A 20,129-nucleotide genomic window follows, 5' to 3' on the forward strand; every position below is an offset into this window, starting at 1 on the left:
AACCGCGGTGGTAGTGGCGGTACCGGTCGTAGTACCCCCTGTGGTAGCGACGGCGACGCCTGGTGATCACGAGCTTCATCGTGACACTCCCTTCCGTTTAACTTCCGAACGCTGTGTTGCGTTCTAACTCTAGAACGTACCTGGAGCGCGAGTGGATCCGGATTTAGGCCAGTGTTACCCGAATGGACTAGCGCCTCTCATTGCTCGCGGGGTGCGCACAATACCCCGATCTTCCGGATCTGTCTGTGTGCCACGTATGAATCCGCTCAGTAAAGAGATCGTCGAGGGTTTCTCTCGATCGGGATATGTGTCCGGCGTTGACCAGGCATTTCTTGTCGGCCTCGGCGTGGCCCCTGCCGGAATCGGTCGGGGCAGCCCCGGAAGAATCCGTGACGAATCGCGCGCATCGATCGGATCGGGCCGACCGGATGATCAACCCGGAAGTCGCGTTCCGGGGTGGTGTCGATGTGGCCACCATCGCACCGTCCCGATCGGCCCCTCGGTGTGTCGCGGGGAAACGGCAGGGCGCAGACCGCCCGGCTCCCATGTCTTTCGCGCAATTCGTTCGAAACCGGTCCGAGGTGCCGAAGAGGCGGAGCGGGCTCATCGGTGATGATCAGGCGGGCACGCCGAGACCCGCAGCGGTCCGCCGGAGCGCGGCCCAGGTGTCGACGGGCAACGGCACGCCCTCCGCCAGCCGTGCCGCGCGGGTCCGGGCCTCCGGGTCGCCCGGAGCGAGCACCGGCAGGCTCGGGTCGACCGGGCGGGCGCCGAGAACCCAGTCGAGATACTCCCGGCCGATCCGCTCGAACTCGGCCTGCGTGCCGAAGTGGGCGGGGGAGAGGTAGACCGAGAGCATCCCGTTGGCGATGCCGCGCCGGTCGCCGTCCAGCGGTCCCGCACACCCGCCCCCGGTCAGGGCACCCGCGAGCAGCTCGCACATCAGGGCGAGGCCCGAGCCCTTGTGCTCGCCGAACGCGCGGATGGCGCCCGGGCCACCGCCGGGGCTGCGGAGGTCGGTGCTGGTGTACTCGCCGTACAGGACATGGGGGTCGCCGGAGCGTTGCCCGTCCGGGCCGATGAGGGCGTCCGGGGGCAGCGGCTTGCCGCCGTAGGAGGCCACCTGCACCTTGCCCTCGGCCACCAGCGACGTGGCGAAGTCCAGGACCACCGGGCGCTGCGGGAGCGGCAGCCCGATCGTGAACGGCGCCGTGGAGAAGCGGCGCTCGACCGCCCCGAACGGGGCCACCAGCGGCGAGCCCGCCACGTTGACGAAGTGGATCGAGATCAGCCCGGCCGCGATCGCGGTCTCCGCGTACGCGCCGACGCGTCCGATGTGCCCGGCGCCGCGCAGCGCCACGATGCAGGTGCCGTGGTCCCGGGCCCGCTCGATCCCCAGCTCCACGGCCTGCGACGCGACGGTCTGGCCGAAGCCGAGCTGCCCGTCGAGCACCACGAACGCGCCGCCGTCGGTCACCACCTGCACGTCGCGTCCGGGATGGACGTACCCGGAGCGCATCCAGTCGACGTAGATCGGTACGCGCACCACGCCATGGCTGTCGTGCCCGGTCAGGTTGGCGCCGACGAGCTCACGGGCGATGCGCCCGCCCTCCTCGTCGTCGCAGCCCGCCGCCACGAAGATGTCGCGCACCATCGATTCCAGCGCGCCCGCCGCCACCAGCTGCACCCGAGCGTCGTCCACCGTGTCTGCTTCATCGCCTGCCACGGCGACCAGGATGGCGGATCACCGCCCGGATCATCAGTCCTGCGGTTCGTCGGGCCACGCACCGAGGCAGAGCCGCGAGATGTCGTCCCACCGGCCGGCCCGCACCAGATCCGACGGCGTCAGCCAGCTGCCGCCGACGCAGGGGACGTTCGGCAGGGCCAGGTAGTCGCCCGAGTTGGAGGCGTCCACGCCCCCCGTGGGGCAGAAGCTGATCTCGGGCAGGGGCCCCGCGAGCGCCTTCAGATACCCCGGCCCACCAGCCGGGCCCGCCGGGAAGAACTTCATCTCGGTGATGCCGTGGCGCAGCAGGGCCAGCGCCTCGGTCGCCGTGGCCACCCCGGGCAGCACGGGCACGCGTTCGGCCAGCATCGCGGTGACCAGTGGCTCGGGGGAGCCGGGGGAGACCAGGAAGCGGGCGCCCGCAGCCACGGCCATGGCCGCCTGCTCGGGCCGGGTGATCGTGCCCGCCCCGACCACCATGTCGGGCACCTGCTCGGCCACCCTGGCGATCGACTCCAACGCCGTGGGCGTGCGCAGGGTGATCTCCATGACGGGGACGCTCCCGGCCAGCAGCGCCCGCGCGAGCGGGACGGCGGCCTCGGCGTCGTCGAGGACGACGACCGGGATCACCCGGCTGCAGGCCATCACCTCAGCTGCCGATGTCGACATGCGGTACCTCCTCGGGGTCGGTGGGCACGGTCGAACGGGTCATGCTGCTCCGGCGTGCGCGCGGACCTGCTGCAGGTCCGCGATGAGCCCGGTGCCACCCTGCCCGCCCACCGCGAGTGACGCCGCCGCGGTACCCAGCCGCACGGCGTCCTGCAGGTCGTCCCCGAGGGCGAGGCGGGCGGCGACGGTGCCGACGAAGACGTCGCCCGCCCCGGTCTGGTCGACCACGGCGGGGGCCGGGACGGCCGGGACCCACTGGTCGGGCGCACCCCTGCCGGGCGAGACGTGGACGCCCCGCTCCCCGCAGGTGACGGCGACCGCACCGGCGCCGAGCTCCCGCAGCATGGTGACGGCGGCAGCGGGGTCGCCGGTGCCGAGCAGGGCGGCGGTCTCGGCAGGGGCCGACGGGGTGAGCAGCGCGGCGAGCGGAGCGAGGTCGGTGAGCACGGCCGCTGCGGCGGCCGAGGTGGTGAGCCGGGGACGGAAGTTCGGGTCGTAGACGAACCGGCGGCCCAGCTTCGCCGCCGCGAGCACGGCGTCCCGGGCCGAGGTCGAGAGTGCCGCCGTGATCCCGCTCGCGAGCACCGCGCCCGCTGTGGCGAGCGTGTCGGCGTCGAGGTCACCCGGGGAGAGCCCGGCCCCCACCGAGCCCGCCCTGGCGTAGCTGAACTGCCGCTGACCGGACGGGTCGCTGTGCAGCAGGTAGACGCCCTGCTGGCCGCGGACCCGGCGCACCAGCGCGTCATCGACGCCGAGCGCGCGGATCCGGGCGACGACGGCGTCGCCGAGCTCACCGGTGGCGACGCGCGCGACGATCGCCACCCTGGCTCCGGCGGCGGCCGCCGCGGCGGCGGCGTTCACCACGTCGCCGGAGACGCCGAGGGTGGCCGGTACCCCGTGGCCGAACGGTTCGGTGGTGGCGACCTCGACGAGCGGCTCGCCCAGGAGGACCACGTCGTAGTGCGCGCTCACCAGTCGTGCACCGACCCGTCGAGGCGCCGGTTCACCGGCAGCTGCCGCGGGTCGTACGGGAAGCGGGCCGCCGCCTCCTCGTCGACCTCGACACCCAGACCTGGCGCGTCCCCGGGATGCATGTATCCGTCCTTGAAGCTGTAGGAGGTGCGGAACACCTCGCCTGCGGGTTCGCGGTGGCCCATGTACTCCTGGATCCCGAAGTTCGGTACCGACAGGTCGACGTGCAGTGCGGCGGCCATCGCCACCGGGGAGAGGTCGCCCGGCCCGTGGGAGCCGGTGCGCACCCCGTACAGGTCGGCGAGGGAGAAGATGCGGCGCAGGTGGGTGATGCCGCCGGCGTGGGTCACCGAGGTGCGGATGTAGTCGATCAGCCGCTCGGTGATCAGCTGCTGGCAGTCCCAGATCGAGTTGAACACCTCGCCGACGGCCAGCGGCGTGGTGGTGTGCTCCCGGATCACCCGGAACGCCGACTGGTCCTCTGCGGGGGTCGGGTCCTCGAGCCAGAACAGGCGGTGCGGTTCGAGGTCGCGGCCGAGCCGGCCCGCCTCGATGGGGGAGAGCCGGTGGTGCACGTCGTGCAGCAGGTGGAAGTCGAACCCGAAGCGCTCCCGGACGGCGCCGAGCATCTCGGGGGCGAAGCGCATGTAGGGCCCGGTGTCCCAGAGGTGCTCGGCGGGCAGCGACGACGAGGCGGGCTCGTAGAGCTTTCCGTCGGGGGCGGGGACGCCGTAGGTCCCCTCCAGCCCGGGCACCGCCGCCTGGGCCCGCACCGCGAGGTAGCCATCGTCGAGACGGCGCGCGACGTCGTCGAGCAGGGCGGGGACGTCGGAGCCGCTGGCGTGGCAGTAGACCAGCACGCCGTTGCGCGCCGCACCGCCGAGCAGCTGGTAGACCGGCAGCCCGGCCACCTTCCCCTTGATGTCCCACAGCGCCATGTCGACCGCGGCGATCGCGGTCATCGTCACCGGGCCGCGCCGCCAGTAGGCGCCCCGGTAGAGCAGCTGCCAGGTGTCCTCGATGCGGGCCGGGTCGCGGCCGACGAGCAGCGGGCACACGTGCTCGGTGAGGTAGGCCGCCACGGCGAGCTCGCGGCCGTTGAGGGTGGCGTCGCCCCAGCCGACGACGCCGTCGGAGGTGGTGATCTTCAGGGTCACGTAGTTGCGCCCCGGGCCCGAGACGAGCACGCGGGCGTCGGCGATCGTGGTCACGAGTCCTCCTTGTTGCCTCGGCCGGTCCAGTCGGCGTACTCGCGGCCTCCGAGCAGCCCCGGTGCGGTCTCCGGCATCCGGAGGAGCGCAACGATACTGATCATGGTCAACGCGGCGACGTAGACCGCGACCCAGGTGAACGCGCCGTCGGCCGCCACCAGCAGGGCCGCCGCCACGACCGTGAACGGGCCGCTGGCGATCATCGCCCCGAACTGCCAGACGATCGACACCCCGCTGTAGCGGGCCGAGGACGGGAACAGCTCGGGGAAGTAGGACGCCTGCGGCGCGTACGTCCCGCCGTGCCCGAGCGCGAGACCCGCCACCAGCAGCAGCGTGATGACGGCGACGTCGCCGGTGCGGACGGCGAGGAACGCGGGCACCACGAGCACGAGGTTGAGCACGGCGGCGCCGAGGAGGACCGGGCGCCTGCCCACCCGGTCGGTGAGCCTGCCGATGATCGGGATCAGGATCAGCTCGGCGATGATCGCGATGATCACCGCGTCCAGCACGATTGCCGTGTCGACGCCCTGGCTCTTGGCGTAGGTGACCAGGAAGATCGTGTAGAAGGGGAAGACGGCGGCCTCCACGAACTTGGTCAGCGTGCCGCCGATCACCTCGCCGCGGTTGTCCCGCACCAGCGTGGCGAGCGGGGATCTCACCGGCTGCCGCTCCTTGACCGCCCGGAACGCCGCCGACTCCGGCACGCGCAGGCGGATGTAGAGCCCGATCACCACCACCACGGCACTGAGCAGGAACGGCACGCGCCAGCCCCACGAGAGGAACTGCTCGTCGGTGAGCCGGGCGTCGAGCACGGCGAACAGCGCCGTCGGGATGAGGTAGGCCGCGGGGGAGCCGAGCTGCACGAAGCTGGTGACGAAGCCGCGGCGCTCCGGCGGGGCGGCCTCCGCGGTCAGCAGCACGGCCCCGCCCTGCTCGCCGCCGACGCCGAACCCCTGCACGAGGCGCACGATCACGAGGATGACCGCGGCCCAGATGCCGATCTCGTCGTAGGTGGGCATCAGGCCGACCGCGAACGTGCCGATGCCCGTCAGCAGCAGCGTGTAGACCAGCGTGCGCTTGCGGCCGACCCGGTCGCCGACCCAGCCCCAGAAGATCCCGCCGAACGGGCGGGCGAAGAAGCCGACGGCGTAGGTGGAGAACGCCGCGAGCGTCCCGACCAGCGGGTCGACCTCGGGGAAGAAGACCGTGTTGAAGACCAGCGCCGAGGCCGTGCCGTAGATGAAGAAGTCGTAGTACTCGGCGATCGTGCCGATCACGGACGCGGCGACCGTGCGGCGCAGCATCGCCGGGGTCGTGGCGGGCGCCCTGGCGTGGTCCCCGCCGGGCGCGGGATCGAGTTCGGTCGGCATCGACTCTCCTGTGGCAGCGGGCATTGTCATACGATCCACTGCCATACAAGCACTACCATACTGGCGGAGGCAACCGGTACGGTGACCCGGTGGGACGGGGGGAGCCAGGGCACCGGTCGGCACGCGTCGTCGTGTACGAGCAGCTGCGCCGCCGGATCGTCAGCGGCGAGCTGCCGCCCGGCGCCCCGCTCTCTGAGAACGACCTGGCCGCCGAGCTGTCCGTGTCGCGCACCCCGGTCCGCGAGAGCCTGATCCTGCTCGCCGACGAGGATCTCGTGCAGGTCTTCCCGCAGCTCGGCTCGTTCGTCTCCCGGGTCGACATCCGCCACGTCGCCGATGCGCAGTTCGTGCGGGAGGCGATCGAGATCGCCTCCCTCCGTGACGCCGCCGACCGCCTCGACGCGCCGGCCCTGGCCGCCCTGCGCGACGTGCTCGCCCGGCAGCGCGCCGCGGGCGACGACGTCGAGGAGTTCTTCCGGCTCGACGAGGAGTTCCACCAGATGCTGCTCGGCGTCGGCGGCCACGCCGGGGCGTGGCGGGCCGTCCAGTCGGCGAAGGTCCACCTCGACCGCGCCCGCCGCCTCGGGCTCCGCACGGTGAGCCCCGTCGCCCCCCTGGTCGCCCAGCACACGGCCGTGGTCGACGCCCTCGCCGCGGGCGACCCGGAGGCGGCCGAGACGGCGCTGCGGGAGCACCTGCGCGCGGTGTTCGACGACATCGAGCGGATCCGCGAGCGATCCCCCGAGCTGTTCACGAGCGAGGGGACGAGCCGCCCGGCGCGTCGCAACATCACCGTCTGGCGCTGACCCCGCCCCCACCCCCCACGAGTCGCCCGAAACCGGTGCGCGAGTCGCCCGGAACCGGTGCGCGAGTCGCCCGGTCGGCGGGCGGGTGGCGGCCCGCGGAGCGGGCGGGGCCGCGGGCAAGATCGCGACGAGATCTGCGGATCGGCCCTGTGGAGGGCGAACAGGTGGGTCTCGCAGCGATCAGTGGGTGGTCAGCGGGCCGCGGAGTGCTCGACCGCGACCCGGCGGGGCTCGGCGGGTGGGGCGGCGCACGAGCCCCGCACCACGAGCCGGGTGGGTAGTCGCACGTGCGTCCGGGGCAGGTCGCGGCCGGCCAGCAGCTCCACGAGCATCTCGATCGCGCGCTGGCCCATCAGCTGCAGCGGCTGCTCGATCGTGGTGAGCCCGGGCTCGGTCATCGCGCTCTCGGGGACGTTGTCGAAGCCGATGACCGACAGGTCGCCGGGTACCCGCAGGCCCAGCGCCACGGCGACGTCCATCGTCGTGATCGCGGAGACGTCGTTGGCGGCGAAGATCGCCGTGGGCCGGTCGGGCAGGGTCAGCAGGTGCCGGGCTGCGTCCTCGGACGCCGAGTCGTCGTAGCCGCCTGCCCGCACCAGGTCCGGGTCGGGGGTGATGCCGGCGGCCTGGAGTGCGCTGCGGTAGCCCTCCTCGCGCTGCGGGCCGGACTCGAGGTCGCGCGGTGGCCGCCTGAGCAGGCCGATGCGCCGGTGCCCCAGGCCCAGCAGGTGCTCGACGGCGAGCTGGGCGCCGCGGAAGTTGTCGGAGTCGACGGTGGGGACCTCCGAGCCGGTGTGGGGGTCGACGGCGACGACGGGGGTGGAGAACGGGGCGGTGTCCACCGTGGGCGTGACCATCACCGCGCCGTCGATCAGCGTGCCGGAGAGCCGGGACAGGTAGCGGTGCTCCCAGCCCATGCGCTCGGCGCCCTTCCCGCCCGCGGCGTAGACCACCAGCTCGTACCCGGTGCCCTTGATGGCGCGGGCCGCGCCCTTGAGCAGCTCGGCGCTGTAGGGCTCGATGTCCCACACGAGTACGCCGATGACGTTGGTGCGGTGGTTGCGCAGGCTGCGCGCGACCAGGCTCGACTCGTACCCGAGCTCGGCGATCACCGCGCGCACCCGGTCGACGGTGCTGGTGGCGACGCCGTAGCGGTCGTTGAGCACCTTGGAGACCGTCGAGACCGACACGCCGGCCCGGGCGGCGACATCGTGGATGGTCACGCGGCTGTAGCTCACGGGGGCAGACTGTAGCGCGTAGAAAACGTTATCGATAACGATTGACACGCTCCGCGACGCGTTGCAAGATCCCTGCAGTTCCAGTCCAGTGGGCTGAGATTCCACCTAGCGGAAAAGTTCGGCAGGGCACCGGTGCCAGTCGTCTGACGTCGGTGCCGCGCGATCACCGACGTGCCCCGGGTCCACCGTCGGGACCGGGGTCAGAGAGGCGGGCAGAGTGAAGGCATCGGTCAGGACGCGGAGGGCCGTGGCCGCGGTGGGAGTCGCCGTGGCGCTCGCCGGCGCAGCGGCCTGCGGCACCGCGGGGCCCCAGGCGAGCGGCGGGGGCGCCGCCTCGGCGTGGATCATCAGCGGGGTCACGGAGAAGGCGTTCGACAACTCCTTCGACGCCTGGGACTCCGCCCATCCCGACCAGAAGTTCGCCATCCAGTCGTTCGCGAACGACCCCTACAAGCAGAAGATCCGCACCGCCGTCGGGGCTGCCGACGCCCCCACCCTGATCTACGGGTGGGGCGGCGGGGTGCTGCGGTCCTACGTGCAGGCCGGCTCGGTGGACGACATCTCCGACCTCGCGGCCGACCCCGCGCTGAAGGGCCGCTTCCTGCCCTCGGTGGCGGCGGTCGGGCAGGTGGACGGCAAGACCTACGCCGTGCCCAACAACGGGGTGAAGCCCGTGATGTTCTATTACAACAAGGACCTGTTCGCGAAGATCGGCGCCCAGCCCCCCGCCACCTGGGGGGAGATGATGGCGCTGGTGCCGCGGTTCCAGGCCGCCGGCATCTCGCCGTTCGCCGTGGCCGGCCAGCCGAAGTGGCCGCTGCTGCCGTGGTTCACCTACCTCGTCGACCGCATCGGCGGCCCCGACGTGCTGAACGGGATCGTCGCGAACAAGCCGGACGGCTGGTCCGACCCCGCGGTGCTCCAGGCGAACCGGATGATCCAGGACCTGGTGAACAAGGACGGGTTCATCAAGGGCTTCGCGTCCGTCTCGACCGACAGCGGCGCCGACGTCGCGCTGCTCTACACGGGCAAGGCCGCGATGACCCTCGGGCTGCCCGCCACCTACCAGACGATCAAGACGGGCGACGCGCAGTTCGTCGCGGACGGCAAGCTCGGCTACTTCGCGTTCCCCGCCGTGGAGGGCGGCAAGGGCGACCCGGCGGACGTGGTGGGCAACCCGTCGAACTACTGGTCGATCTCCGCGAAGGCCACCCCGCAGGAGAAGCAGGTGGCGCGCGACTACATCAAGAGCAACCTGCTGAACGACCAGTACGCGGCGGACCTGCTCGCCGTCGGCAACGTGCCCCCGGTGGCCGGCATCGACGACAAGCTCGCGGCGTCGACCGACCCCGCCTACTTCCGGGCCGTCTACGACGCCACGGCGAAGGCGCCGAACTTCCAGCTGTCGCTGGACCAGGCGCTGACCCCGGCGCAGGGTGACGCGCTGCTGACCAACCTGCAGCAGGTCTTCCTCGGCCAGATCACGCCCGAGCAGTTCTCCACCGCGATGAACGCCACGATCGGCAGCTGAGCGCCGTGACCGTCTCGACTGCATCGACCCCGGCCCCGGCGCTCGTCCGGGCGCCGGAGGGCCGACCGCAACGCAAGGGCGCCAGCGGGCTGCTCGCCGTGCCCGCGCTCGCGTTCTTCGTGGTCTTCGCGCTCGTCCCGCTCGCCGGTGCCGTGGTGCTGAGCTTCGCCGACTGGGACGGGCTGGGCGAGGTCGGCTGGGCGGGCTGGAGCAACTGGTCCGGCGTGCTCACCGACCCCGTCACCGGCCAGGCCCTGCTGCTGACGCTGAAGATCATGGTGGTGTCCTGGCTGGTCCAGACCCCGATCAGCCTGCTGCTCGGCGTGTTCACCGCGGGCACGCAGCGCTACCGCGCGCTGCTGGCGGTGCTGTACTTCGTGCCGCTGCTGCTGTCCTCCGCCGCCGTGGCCATCGCGTTCAAGGCCATCCTCGACCCGAACTTCGGGATCGGTGGGGCGCCAGGGCTCGGCTTCCTGGCGCAGGACTGGCTCGGTGACCCCGACCTCGTGCTCTACGTGGTGATCTTCGTGATCGCCTGGCAGTTCGTGCCGTTCCACACGCTGCTCTACCAGGCGGGGGTCCGGCAGATCCCGACCTCGCTCTACGAGGCGGCCACGATCGACGGCGCGAGCACCTACCAGCAGTTCCGCCACATCACGCTGCCGCAGCTGCGCTACACCATCGTCACGTCCTCGACGCTGATGCTGACCGGCTCGCTGACCTACTTCGACGTGGTGTTCGTGCTCACCGGCGGCGGTCCGGGGACGGCGACGCGGTTGCTGCCCCTCGACATGTACCTCACCGGGTTCTCGGCCAACGACATGGGCGGGGCCAGCGTGCTGGCCGTGATCCTCGTGGTGGCCGGGCTGGGACTGGCCTTCGTGCTGACCAGGTTCTCCGGCTTCGCCCGCATGAGCAGCGAGCAGGAAGGGCTCTGATGGCAGTCACGGTCACGGCGGGGGAGCGGTCGGTGCGACAGCGCCCCGGGCCGGCACCCGTCCGTCGCTCACGCGGTCTGCGGCGCCCGCCCAACGTGCTCGCCGGGCTCGGCGGCTTCGTCTGGCTGGCGGTGATCATCCTTCCGATCTACTTCGTGGTGATCTCCAGCCTCCGCAGCCAGGCCGGGTTCTTCTCCACGAACCCGCTGGTCCCGCCCACCGACATCACCTTCGACAACTACCTGCTGGTGCTGCAGAGCGGGTTCGGCCTGTACTTCCTCAACAGCGTGATCATCACGGTGTCCGCCGTGGCGGCGACGGTGGCGATCTCGCTCATGGCCGCCTACGCGGTGGTGCGGGGCAACGGGCGGTTCGTCCGCTCGACGTTCTCGGTGTTCCTGCTGGGCCTGGCGATCCCGACCCACGCGACGATCATCCCGCTCTACTACATGATCACCAGGACGCACCTGTACGACAGCCTCGCCGCGCTGGTGCTGCCGTCCATCGGGTTCGCCGTGCCGATCACCGTGCTGATCCTCGCGAACTTCATGCGCGACATCCCGAACGAGCTGTTCGAGTCGATGCGGCTCGACGGCGCCGGTGACTGGCGCATCCTGTGGAACCTCGTGCTGCCGCTGGCCCGCCCCGCGCTGGTGACCGTGGCGATCTACGACGGCCTGCACGTGTGGAACGGGTTCCTGTTCCCGCTGATCCTCACCCAGAGCGCCGACAAGCGCGTGCTGCCGATGGCGCTGTGGACGTTCCAGAGCGAGTTCACCGTGAACGTGCCCGGCGTGCTCGCGGCCGTCGTCCTGTCGACGTTGCCGATGCTCGCCGCGTACGTGCTGGGCCGCCGCCATCTCGTGCGCGGTCTCACCGCCGGCTTCGGCAAGTGACCCCGATCCCGTTCGACGAAGGAGAGTCCCACCCCATGCACGACGAGTCCGTGATGATCCGGGTCGACGGCGACCACCTGGCCACCGCAGCAGGTGTTCCCGTGCGGCTGCGCGGGGTGGGTCTGGGCGGCTGGATGAACATGGAGAACTTCATCACCGGCTACCCCTCCACGGAGGAGCTGCAGCGCAAGGCGATGCGCTCGGTGCTCGGCCCGGAGGTGGCCGACGCGTTCTTCGACCGCTTCCTCGAGGTGTTCTTCACCGACGAGGACGCCCGGTTCCTGGCCGAGCGCGGGATGAACTCCGTGCGGCTGCCGTTCCACTACCGCCACTTCGAGGACGACGCCCGGCCGCTGGAGCTGAAGGAGGAGGGCTTCCGGCTGCTGGACCGGGCGATCGACGCGTGCGCCCGCAACGGCCTCTACACGGTGCTGGACCTGCACGCCGCGCCCGGCTTCCACAACCAGCGCTGGCACAGCGACAACCCGACGCACCGGTCGTTCTTCTGGACCCATCGCCACTTCCAGGACCGGGTGGTGCACCTGTGGGAGGCGCTCGCCGACCGCTACAAGGACAACCCGTGGGTGGCCGGCTACAACCCGCTCAACGAGCCCGCCGACTCCGACGGCGAGGCGATCGGCCCGTTCTACGAGCGGCTGCACAAGGCCATCCGCGCGGTGGACCCCCACCACGTGATCTTCCTCGACGGCAACCGGCACGCCACGGAGTTCGACGCCTTCGCCGATCCGTGGGAGAACACGGTCTACACGGTGCACGACTACGCGTTGGCCGGGTTCGCCGACAGCGGTGACTACCCGGGGACCTCCCGCGGGCAGTACGTCGACCGCGACTACATCGAGCAGCGTTTCCTGCAGCGCTCGGAGTACATGCGCCGCACCGGCACGCCGATCTGGGTGGGCGAGTTCGGCCCGGTCTACAGCGGTGACCCGGTCCGTGACGACGCCCGCTACCGGGTGCTCGACGACCAGCTCGACATCTACGACGAGCACGCCGCCGGCTGGAGCCTCTGGACCTACAAGGACATCGGGCTGCAGGGCGTGGTGCACGCCGCGCCGGACTCGGCGTACCTGCAGCGGATCGCGCCGGTGCTGGAGAAGAAGGCCCGGCTCGGCGTGGACGTCTGGGGCGGCGTCGACACCGGGGTGCGCCACATCCTCGACCCGATCGAAGCCACGGTTGCCGAGGAGTTCCCCGACTTCGACCCGCTGCCGTTCGGGCAGCAGCAGTGGATCCACGTGCTGGTGCGCCACATCCTGCTGGCGGAGCCGATGGTGCACGACTTCGCCCGCTGTTTCGCCGGGATCGACGCCGAGCAGGCCCGGGCACTGGCCGACTGCTTCGCGTTCGGGCAGAGCGTGGTGCGGACCAGGCTCGTCGAGGTACTGGAGAAGCACCTGTGAAGATCACCCGGATCGAGACGCTGGTCCGCGGGCCGCTCGCGATCGTGCGGGTCGGCACCGACGACGGCGTGGTCGGCATCGGGCAGACCGCGCCCTATGAGGCCGCCACCAGCGCACACGTGCTGCACACGATGGTGGCCCCGCTGTTCATCGGCCGGGACCCCTGGGACGTGGAGGCGCTGGTCGACGAGTGCCTGCGCGTGCACTACAAGTTCCCGAGCAGCTTCCTGCACCGCGCGCTCGCGGGCGTCGACACCGCGTTGTGGGACGTGCTGGGCATCGTCACGGGGCAGCCGGTGGCGAAGCTGCTGGGCGGGCACGCCCGGGCGTCGGTGCCGATGTACGCCTCCAGCATGCTGCGCTCGGTCACCCCGGAGCAGGAGGCCGAGCGGCTCGCCGGGTTCGTCGCGGAGCAGGGTTTCCGCGCGGCGAAGATCCGTGTCGGCGAGGCGATGGGCCGCGACGCCGACGCGGCACCGGGCCGGACGGAGCGGATCGTCCCGCACGTGCGCGCGGTGCTGGGCGACGGCGTCGACCTCTCGGCGGACGCCAACGGCGGCTTCTCCGTGGGCCGCGCGATCCGCGTGGGCCGGCTGCTGGAGGAGCACGGCTACTTCCACTTCGAGGAGCCCTGCCCGTTCCCCGAGCTGGAACAGACCGCGCAGGTGGCCGCCGCGCTGGACATCCCCGTCTCGGGTGGGGAGCAGGACATCTCGCTCACGCAGTTCCACCGCATGATCACCGGCCGGGCCGTCGACATCGTGCAGCCCGACATCGGCTACATCGGCGGGGTCTCGCGGGCGCGCAAGGTGGCCGTGCTGGCCGAGGCCGCCGGGATCCCGTGCACGCCGCACTGCGCCAACGACTCGCTGCTGCAGGTGTTCTCGCTGCACCTGGCGGCGGCGATGCCCGCGTGCACGCAGTACCAGGAGTGGAGCATCGAGACCACGCCGTGGACCCGCGGGGTGTACGAGCCGATGCTCCGGGTCGTCGACGGCCACGTCGACGCACCCACCGCCCCGGGGTGGGGGGTGCAGTTGGACCCGGCGTTCGTCCGGGATGCCGAGCTCACCACCTCGGCGGCCTGAGGCTCCCGGGCGGCGCCGACCAGGGGGACGCGGCGCCGCCCGGTGCCCGATGGTGCGGCGAGCTCGGCGTGAGCGTCAGGGGGCAGGGTCTTCGTGGGCCGTCTCGACGCCGTCGAGCAGCACCGCGAGGCCGACGGCGAGTGCCGCCCGTGCCTCGCGTTCCAGGTAGGGCGTGGGGTCGTCGGCCGGGTGCGGCACGCCCGCACTCCCGAGCCACGTCGACTGGGGGAAGCGGTCGGCGAAGTCGGGCACGATCTCGGCGAGCACCGCGGCGCGGCCCGCCCACCACTCCTGCTCGGAGCCGCCTTCGGCCGCGGCGCGCGACTCTGCGATCGTCGCGGCCGTCCCGCGGACGATGTGGAAGAGCATGCTCACCACCCGGCGCAGCACCTCGGGGCTCGAACCGGTGGAGCGCAGGATCCCCACCACGTCCTCGAGCACGGCCTGCTCGTGCGGCCCGAGCACCGGGCGGGCGAAGGACACCTGCAGTGCCCACGGGTGCCGGACGTAGAGCGCGACGAGGTCCTCGGCCCAGGCCGTGACGCCCGCGCGCCATCCCGCGGGGAGTGCGTGGTCGCCCGGCAGCTCGGCGTGGACGCCGTCGTAGATCAGGTCGATCAGCTCGTTCTTGCCCGGCACGTACGTGTAGAGCGCCATCGCCGTGACGCCCAGCCGCTCGGCCACCGCGCGCATGGACAGCCCGGCCACACCGGTCTCGTCGGCCGCCGCGACGGCCGCCGCGACGATCGCGTCGACGCCGAGGCCCGGCCGGGGGCCGGGGCGCCGCGCGGGTGGAGCCGGCTCCCGCCAGAGCAACGGCAGTGATCGCGCGGCGTCGCCGGAACCCGCGAGGACAACCACGACGACAACTCCTTACGTCGTAAGCTAATGTGCGCTCCCTGTTGCTCTACAGCATAAAGAGTTGGGAGATGCCGGATGCCGATGCACCGAGCGCGACTGCACGACGGGGCGAGCATCGAGGTGGAGGTCCGGGGCGCCGGGCCTGCGGTGCTGCTGCCGGTGAACCCCCGCCCGGTCGAGGGGCCGCAGGCCGATGCGATGCGCGAGTGGGGTGTGGACCCGGCACTCGGGCGAGGGCTCGTCGACGGGCTGGCCGACGCGTACCGGGTGGTGGCCTTCGACTACGAGGGTCACGTGTTCGCCACGCCCAAGCCGCACACGCTGACACCGGCGAACGTCGTCAGGGACATGCTGGCCGTGGCCGACGCCGCCGGCGTCGACCGGTTCGCCTGGTACGGCTACTCGTGGCTCGCGCTGAGCGGCCTGCAGATCGCCATCCGCACCGACCGGCTGTGGGCGCTGGCGATGGGAGGCTTCCCGCCGATCGGCGGCCCGTACGCCGAGATGCTGCAGGTGACGCTGGCGACCCACCGGATGGCCACCGAGCCCCGGCCGGTGCCGACACCGTCGGGAGCCGGGCCGTCGCCGGACGAGATCGACTGGTCGACGGTGGACACCGGGGTGAGCGAGCTGCAGGCCCGCCAGTTCGTGACGCTGTACGAGGCCCTCCAGGGCTTCGACGACGCCGCCGTGCAGCCGCGCCTGAGGTGTCCGCGCCTCTGCTTCGCCGGCTCGGCCGACGAGATCGAGTACGGGGAGCGCTGGGGCGGCGTGCACGTGAGCATGGCCGGTCCGCTGGCCGGGCGACGCGCCGAACTGGAGGCCCACGGCTGGCAGGTGCACGTCCTTCCCGGGCTCGACCACACGTCGGCCATGCAGGTCACGAACGTCCTGCCGGTCCTGCGGCCCTGGCTCGCGGCGGCGGCGGAACTGATTTGTTAATGAGTGCACGCTCATTTACCGTGCGTGTGTGAGCTCCGACGGCAGGCGCGCCCCCCGGATGGCGCCCGACGACCGCCGGGCCGCCATCGTGGCCGCCACGCTCCCGCTCGTGCTGCGCCACGGGTACGCGGTGACCACCCGCCAGATCGCCCAGGCGGCCGGGATCGCCGAGGGCACGATCTTCCGGGTCTTCCCCGACAAGGAGTCGGTGGTCCAGGCCGTCGTGGCCGACGCGTTCGACCCGGCGCCCACGCTGCGCGACCTGGCCGCCGTCGACCGGGCTCTGCCGCTCCGCGAGCGGCTCACCGCAGCCGTCACGGTGCTCCAGCGTCGCCTGACGGACGTCTTCGGCCTGCTCAACGCGCTGGGCTGGACCGGACCGCCGCACCGGGAGGGGCGAGCTGCCGGGCCGGCCCCGCCGGGCCGGGCCAACCCGACCGAGATCAACGAGCGGTTCCGGGCCGCCGTCGTCGACCTGGTCGGCCCCGACGCGTGCCGGCTGCGTGTGCCGGCCGCCGAACTCGCCCATGTCCTGCGGCTGCTCGTCTTCTCCGGCACCCACCCGCTCATCGCCGACGGGCGCCAGCTCTCCGCCGAGCAGATCGTCACCGTGCTGCTCGACGGCCTCTCCGCACCGCTCCCCGCACGCCCCGACCCAGAGGACCACCCATGCTGATTCGCCTGTTGCGCGAGCGGCTGCGCCCCTACTCCCGGCCGTTGCTGGTGGTCGTGGCGCTGCAGCTGCTCGGGACGATGGCGTCGCTCTACCTGCCGAGCCTCAACGCCCGCATCATCGACCAGGGCATCGCCCGCGGCGACACGGGCTACATCGTGACCGTCGGCGCGTGGATGCTGCTCGTCGCGCTGGTCCAGATCGTGTGCTCGGTCGCGGCCGTGTACGTCGGCTCGCAGACCGCCATGGGCTTCGGCCGGGACGTCCGGGGCGCGTTGTTCCACCGGGTGGGGGAGTTCTCCGCGCGTGAGGTCAACCGGTTCGGCGCCCCGTCGCTGATCACCCGCGGCACCAACGACGTCCAGCAGGTCCAGATGCTCGTGCTGCTGTCCTGCACGATGCTGGTGACCGCGCCGATCATGTGTTTCGGCGGGGTGATCATGGCCCTGCAGGAGGACGCGCAGCTGTCCTGGCTGGTGCTGGTCTGCGTCCCCGTGCTGGCGCTCTCGATCGGGGCCGTGATCGTGCGGATGGTCCCGGGCTTCCGCAGCATGCAGACGCGCATCGACGACGTGAACCGCATCCTCCGTGAGCAGATCACCGGCATCCGGGTGGTCCGGGCGTTCGTCCGCGAGCCGGAGGAGACGGCGCGGTTCGCCCGGGCCAACACCGACCTCACGGACGTGGCCCTGCGGGTCGGGCGCCTCCAGGCCAGGATCTTCCCGATCGTCATGCTCGTGCTGAACATCTCGAGCGTGGCGGTGCTGTGGTTCGGCGCCGGGCGGATCGACACGGGGCAGATGCAGGTCGGCGCGCTCACCGCGTTCCTGACCTACCTCACCCAGATCCTCATGGCCGTCATGATGGCCACGTTCATGGTGATGATGATCCCCCGCGCGGCCGTCTGCGCGGAGCGCATCAACGAGGTGCTCGACACCGAGTCCTCGGTGGCCCTCCCCGAGACGCCCGTCGTCCCGCAGGTCGCCACGGGGGTGCTGGAGCTGCGTGGGGCGGGCTTCGCCTATCCGGGTGCGGCCGAACCCGTGCTGCGCGACGTCACCTTCACCGCGCGGCCGGGCACCACCACGGCGATCGTCGGGAGCACCGGCGCGGGCAAGACCACCCTGCTCGGGCTCGTGCCCCGCCTGTTCGACGCGACGGGCGGCGCGGTCCTCGTCGACGGCACCGACGTGCGTGAGCTCGACCCCGAGTACCTCTGGGGCCGGGTCGGGATCGTGCCGCAGAAGCCCTACCTGTTCTCCGGCACCGTGGCGAGCAACCTGCGCTACGGCAACCCCGACGCCACCGACGACCAGCTGTGGGCGGCGCTGGAGGTGGCCCAGGGCGCCGACTTCGTGCGCGCCATGCCCGAGGGCCTGGACGCGCCGATCACCCAGGGCGGCACGAACGTCTCCGGCGGCCAGCGCCAGCGGCTCGCCATCGCCCGGCTGCTCGTCAGGGCCCCCCAGGTCTACCTCTTCGACGACTCGTTCTCCGCGCTCGACCTGGCCACCGACGCCCGGCTGCGCGCGGCGCTGCGGCCCGTCACGAAGACGGCGACGGTGCTGGTGGTCGCGCAGCGGGTGGCCAGCATCCGGGACGCCGACCAGATCGTCGTGCTCGACGACGGTGCCGTCGTCGGCATCGGCACCCACGACGAGCTGCTCGCCGGCTGCCCCACCTACGTCGAGATCGTCGCGTCCCAGTTCAGTGCAGAAGAGTTCGGTGCAGAAGAGCTCGGTGCCGTCCGGATCAGTGCAGAGGAAATGGCATGACCAGCCCGTCCCCGACCACCGTCCCGCCGGGCAAGGGCGGCGACGACACCGGCCGTGCGGCACGGGAGATGACAGCCGCTCGCCGGGGCGGTGGGCCGCCGTGGGCGTCGGCCGGGATGCCGGCGGAGAAGTCGATGGACTTCGGCCCGTCGGCGCGCAGGCTGTTCGGCAGGCTCGCGCCCGAGCGGGCCGGGGCGATCGTGGTGGTCGTACTCGGCATCGTCAGCGTGACGCTCTCGGTGATCGGCCCGAAGATCCTCGGCCACGCCACCGACGTGATCTTCGCCGGCGTGATCGGGCGACAGCTGCCTCCCGGCATCACCACCGCCGAGGCGGCCGACGCGGCGCGTGCCGCGGGCAACGAGACCTTCGCCAACGTGATCGAGGGCCAGTCGGTGGTGCCCGGGCAGGGCATCGACTTCGGGTTGCTCGGTCAGGTGCTGCTCGGCGTCGTCGCGATCTACGTGGCCGCCTCGCTGTTCGGCTGGCTGCAGGGGTACCTGCTCAACGGGATCGTCCAGCGCACGATCTTCTCGTTGCGCCGGGAGGTGGAGGACAAGCTCAACCGGCTGCCGCTGCGCTACTTCGACCGCCAGCAGCGGGGCGAGGTGCTCAGCCGGGTCACCAACGACATCGACAACATCTCCCAGACCCTGCAGCAGACCATGAGCCAGCTGCTGACGTCCGTGCTCACCGTGGTCGGTGTGCTGGCGATGATGCTGGTGATCTCACCGCTGCTGGCGCTGGTCGCGCTCGTCACGATCCCGGTCTCGGTGCTGGTCACCCGTGCCATCGCGAAGCGGTCGCAGAAGCAGTTCGTGGCGCAGTGGCGCAACACCGGGATGCTCAACGCCCACATCGAGGAGGCGTTCACCGGTCACGAGCTGGTGCGGGTGTTCGGGCGGCGCCGTGAGGTGGAGGCGGACTTCGCGGCGAAGAACGAGCGGCTGTACGACGCCAGCTTCCGGGCGCAGTTCATCTCCGGGATCATCATGCCGTCGATGATGTTCATCGGGAACCTGAACTACGTGCTGGTGGCCGTGGTCGGTGGCCTGCGGGTGGCGTCGGGCTCGATGAGCCTCGGCGACGTCCAGGCCTTCATCCAGTACTCGCGCCAGTTCACCCAGCCCCTGACCCAGGTGGCCTCGATGGCCAACCTGCTGCAGTCCGGGGTGGCATCGGCCGAGCGGGTGTTCGAGCTGCTCGACGCCGAGGAGCAGGTGCCCGACCCGGCCGTGCCCGCGGTGCCGGCCACGCGCCAGGGCCGGGTGGTCTTCGAGCACGTCTCGTTCCGGTACCAGCCGGACGAGCCCCTCATCGACGACCTGTCGCTGACCGCGGAGCCGGGCCAGACCATCGCGATCGTCGGGCCGACCGGGGCGGGCAAGACCACGCTGGTCAACCTGATCATGCGGTTCTACGAGCTCGACTCCGGCCGGATCACCCTCGACGGCGTGGACACCGCGACGATGGACCGCGCGACCCTGCGCTCCGGCGTCGGGATGGTGCTGCAGGACACGTGGCTCTTCGGCGGCACGATCCGCGACAACATCGGCTACGGCGACCCCACGGCGAGCGAGGAGCAGATCCTGGCGGCGGCCCGGGCGACCTACGTCGACCGCTTCGTCCGCAGCCTGCCCGACGGCTACGACACGGTGATCGACGACGAGGGCGGCAACGTCAGCGCGGGCGAGAAGCAGCTGATCACGATCGCGCGGGCGTTCCTCGCCGACCCGACGCTGCTCATCCTCGACGAGGCCACCAGCTCGGTGGACACGCGGACGGAGGTGCTGGTGCAGCGGGCGATGGCGGCGCTGCGGTCGGACCGCACCAGCTTCGTGATCGCCCACCGGCTCTCGACGATCCGGGACGCCGACCTGATCCTCGTGATGGAGTCGGGGCGCATCGTCGAGCAGGGCACGCACGACGAGCTGCTGGCCGCCCGCGGGGCCTACCACGAGCTGTACGCGGCACAGTTCTCGGCGGCGTCGGCGCAGGCCGACTGAACCCGG

Annotated in this window: 17 protein-coding genes; 10 read left to right on the forward strand and 7 right to left on the reverse strand. The window is 71.6% G+C overall.

The features are described from left to right. Positions 1-616 precede the first annotated feature (616 nt). The 5 genes from ACQPZA_RS07895 to ACQPZA_RS07915 are packed head-to-tail and all read right to left on the reverse strand — an operon-like array spanning position 617 to position 5,948. On the reverse strand, positions 617-1,702 hold the full coding sequence (locus ACQPZA_RS07895) for a malate/lactate/ureidoglycolate dehydrogenase (protein ID WP_433279636.1): 1,086 nt from the start codon (positions 1,700-1,702) through the stop codon (positions 617-619). Positions 1,703-1,759: 57 nt separating this feature from the next. Beyond that, positions 1,760-2,395: a bifunctional 4-hydroxy-2-oxoglutarate aldolase/2-dehydro-3-deoxy-phosphogluconate aldolase gene (eda, locus tag ACQPZA_RS07900; protein WP_433279637.1), complete on the reverse strand. Its 636-nt coding sequence runs from the start codon at positions 2,393-2,395 to the stop codon at positions 1,760-1,762. Positions 2,396-2,434: 39 nt separating this feature from the next. Further along, positions 2,435-3,367 (reverse strand): PfkB family carbohydrate kinase, encoded by a 933-nt coding sequence (locus ACQPZA_RS07905; RefSeq protein WP_433279638.1) that lies wholly within the window; start codon positions 3,365-3,367, stop codon positions 2,435-2,437. Continuing rightward, a complete protein-coding gene (gene manD, locus ACQPZA_RS07910) occupies positions 3,364-4,578 on the reverse strand; it encodes a D-mannonate dehydratase ManD (RefSeq protein WP_169395973.1) in 1,215 nt (404 codons plus the stop codon). Before manD ends, ACQPZA_RS07905 begins: the two co-directional genes overlap by 4 nt. Continuing rightward, positions 4,575-5,948 carry an MFS transporter gene (locus tag ACQPZA_RS07915; RefSeq protein WP_211174162.1) on the reverse strand — a complete coding sequence of 458 codons (1,374 nt, stop codon included), beginning with the start codon at positions 5,946-5,948 and terminating at the stop codon, positions 4,575-4,577. Before ACQPZA_RS07915 ends, manD begins: the two co-directional genes overlap by 4 nt. Positions 5,949-6,037: 89 nt before the next feature. On the opposite strand from ACQPZA_RS07915, the gene ACQPZA_RS07920 reads away from it, so the two are divergent. Beyond that, complete coding sequence (locus ACQPZA_RS07920) at positions 6,038-6,754, forward strand: GntR family transcriptional regulator (RefSeq protein WP_312859100.1); 717 nt, start codon at positions 6,038-6,040, stop codon at positions 6,752-6,754. 191 nt (positions 6,755-6,945) lie between these two features. On the opposite strand, the gene ACQPZA_RS07925 is transcribed toward ACQPZA_RS07920, so the two are convergent. Further along, the gene (locus ACQPZA_RS07925; RefSeq protein WP_433279639.1) at positions 6,946-7,992 is read right to left on the reverse strand and encodes a LacI family DNA-binding transcriptional regulator; all 1,047 of its coding nucleotides are present in this window, start codon (positions 7,990-7,992) and stop codon (positions 6,946-6,948) included. A gap of 247 nt (positions 7,993-8,239) precedes the next feature. Between ACQPZA_RS07925 and ACQPZA_RS07930 the strand changes: the two genes are divergently transcribed. The 5 genes from ACQPZA_RS07930 to ACQPZA_RS07950 are packed head-to-tail and all read left to right on the forward strand — an operon-like array spanning position 8,240 to position 13,866. Then, a complete protein-coding gene (locus ACQPZA_RS07930) occupies positions 8,240-9,523 on the forward strand; it encodes an extracellular solute-binding protein (RefSeq protein WP_433279640.1) in 1,284 nt (427 codons plus the stop codon). Continuing rightward, positions 9,520-10,461, forward strand: coding sequence for a carbohydrate ABC transporter permease (locus tag ACQPZA_RS07935; RefSeq protein ID WP_433282713.1), 942 nt, complete (start codon positions 9,520-9,522; stop codon positions 10,459-10,461). The genes ACQPZA_RS07930 and ACQPZA_RS07935 overlap by 4 nt, the downstream gene beginning before the upstream one ends. Next, the gene (locus ACQPZA_RS07940) at positions 10,461-11,357 is read left to right on the forward strand and encodes a carbohydrate ABC transporter permease (RefSeq protein ID WP_169395975.1); all 897 of its coding nucleotides are present in this window, start codon (positions 10,461-10,463) and stop codon (positions 11,355-11,357) included. Before ACQPZA_RS07935 ends, ACQPZA_RS07940 begins: the two co-directional genes overlap by 1 nt. Before the next feature lie 35 nt (positions 11,358-11,392). After that, positions 11,393-12,778, forward strand: a complete 1,386-nt coding sequence (locus ACQPZA_RS07945; protein WP_433279641.1) for a cellulase family glycosylhydrolase — start codon at positions 11,393-11,395, stop codon at positions 12,776-12,778. Continuing rightward, positions 12,775-13,866, forward strand: coding sequence for a mandelate racemase/muconate lactonizing enzyme family protein (locus tag ACQPZA_RS07950; protein WP_433279642.1), 1,092 nt, complete (start codon positions 12,775-12,777; stop codon positions 13,864-13,866). Before ACQPZA_RS07945 ends, ACQPZA_RS07950 begins: the two co-directional genes overlap by 4 nt. Before the next feature lie 75 nt (positions 13,867-13,941). Here the strand turns inward: ACQPZA_RS07950 and ACQPZA_RS07955 are convergent, their stop codons facing one another. After that, complete coding sequence (locus ACQPZA_RS07955; RefSeq protein ID WP_433279643.1) at positions 13,942-14,727, reverse strand: TetR/AcrR family transcriptional regulator C-terminal domain-containing protein; 786 nt, start codon at positions 14,725-14,727, stop codon at positions 13,942-13,944. Between the two features lie 75 nt (positions 14,728-14,802). Between ACQPZA_RS07955 and ACQPZA_RS07960 the strand changes: the two genes are divergently transcribed. Genes ACQPZA_RS07960 through ACQPZA_RS07975 form a run of 4 tightly spaced genes read left to right on the forward strand, consistent with a single transcriptional unit; the run spans position 14,803 to position 20,123 of the window. Next, on the forward strand, positions 14,803-15,669 hold the full coding sequence (locus tag ACQPZA_RS07960; protein ID WP_433279644.1) for an alpha/beta fold hydrolase: 867 nt from the start codon (positions 14,803-14,805) through the stop codon (positions 15,667-15,669). A gap of 28 nt (positions 15,670-15,697) precedes the next feature. Then, positions 15,698-16,345, forward strand: coding sequence for a TetR/AcrR family transcriptional regulator (locus ACQPZA_RS07965; RefSeq protein WP_211174164.1), 648 nt, complete (start codon positions 15,698-15,700; stop codon positions 16,343-16,345). Further along, a complete protein-coding gene (locus ACQPZA_RS07970) occupies positions 16,339-18,117 on the forward strand; it encodes an ABC transporter ATP-binding protein (RefSeq protein ID WP_433279645.1) in 1,779 nt (592 codons plus the stop codon). Before ACQPZA_RS07965 ends, ACQPZA_RS07970 begins: the two co-directional genes overlap by 7 nt. Then, the gene (locus tag ACQPZA_RS07975) at positions 18,114-20,123 is read left to right on the forward strand and encodes an ABC transporter ATP-binding protein (protein WP_433279646.1); all 2,010 of its coding nucleotides are present in this window, start codon (positions 18,114-18,116) and stop codon (positions 20,121-20,123) included. Before ACQPZA_RS07970 ends, ACQPZA_RS07975 begins: the two co-directional genes overlap by 4 nt. Positions 20,124-20,129 lie beyond the last annotated feature (6 nt).

The sequence above is a fragment of the Pseudonocardia xinjiangensis genome (genome assembly GCF_050948425.1).
GTDB lineage: Bacteria > Actinomycetota > Actinomycetes > Mycobacteriales > Pseudonocardiaceae > Pseudonocardia > Pseudonocardia xinjiangensis.

What these genes read in the sequence shown, in the direction of transcription:
- eda (WP_433279637.1), bottom strand. Translation starts at nt 2,395, where the DNA reads ATGTCGACATCGGCAGCTGAGGTGATGGCCTGCAGCCGGGTGATCCCG.
- ACQPZA_RS07915 (WP_211174162.1), bottom strand. Translation starts at nt 5,948, where the DNA reads ATGCCGACCGAACTCGATCCCGCGCCCGGCGGGGACCACGCCAGGGCG.
- ACQPZA_RS07940 (WP_169395975.1), top strand. Translation starts at nt 10,461, where the DNA reads ATGGCAGTCACGGTCACGGCGGGGGAGCGGTCGGTGCGACAGCGCCCC.
- ACQPZA_RS07945 (WP_433279641.1), top strand. Translation starts at nt 11,393, where the DNA reads ATGCACGACGAGTCCGTGATGATCCGGGTCGACGGCGACCACCTGGCC.
- ACQPZA_RS07960 (WP_433279644.1), top strand. Translation starts at nt 14,803, where the DNA reads ATGCCGATGCACCGAGCGCGACTGCACGACGGGGCGAGCATCGAGGTG.
- ACQPZA_RS07970 (WP_433279645.1), top strand. Translation starts at nt 16,339, where the DNA reads ATGCTGATTCGCCTGTTGCGCGAGCGGCTGCGCCCCTACTCCCGGCCG.
- ACQPZA_RS07975 (WP_433279646.1), top strand. Translation starts at nt 18,114, where the DNA reads ATGACCAGCCCGTCCCCGACCACCGTCCCGCCGGGCAAGGGCGGCGAC.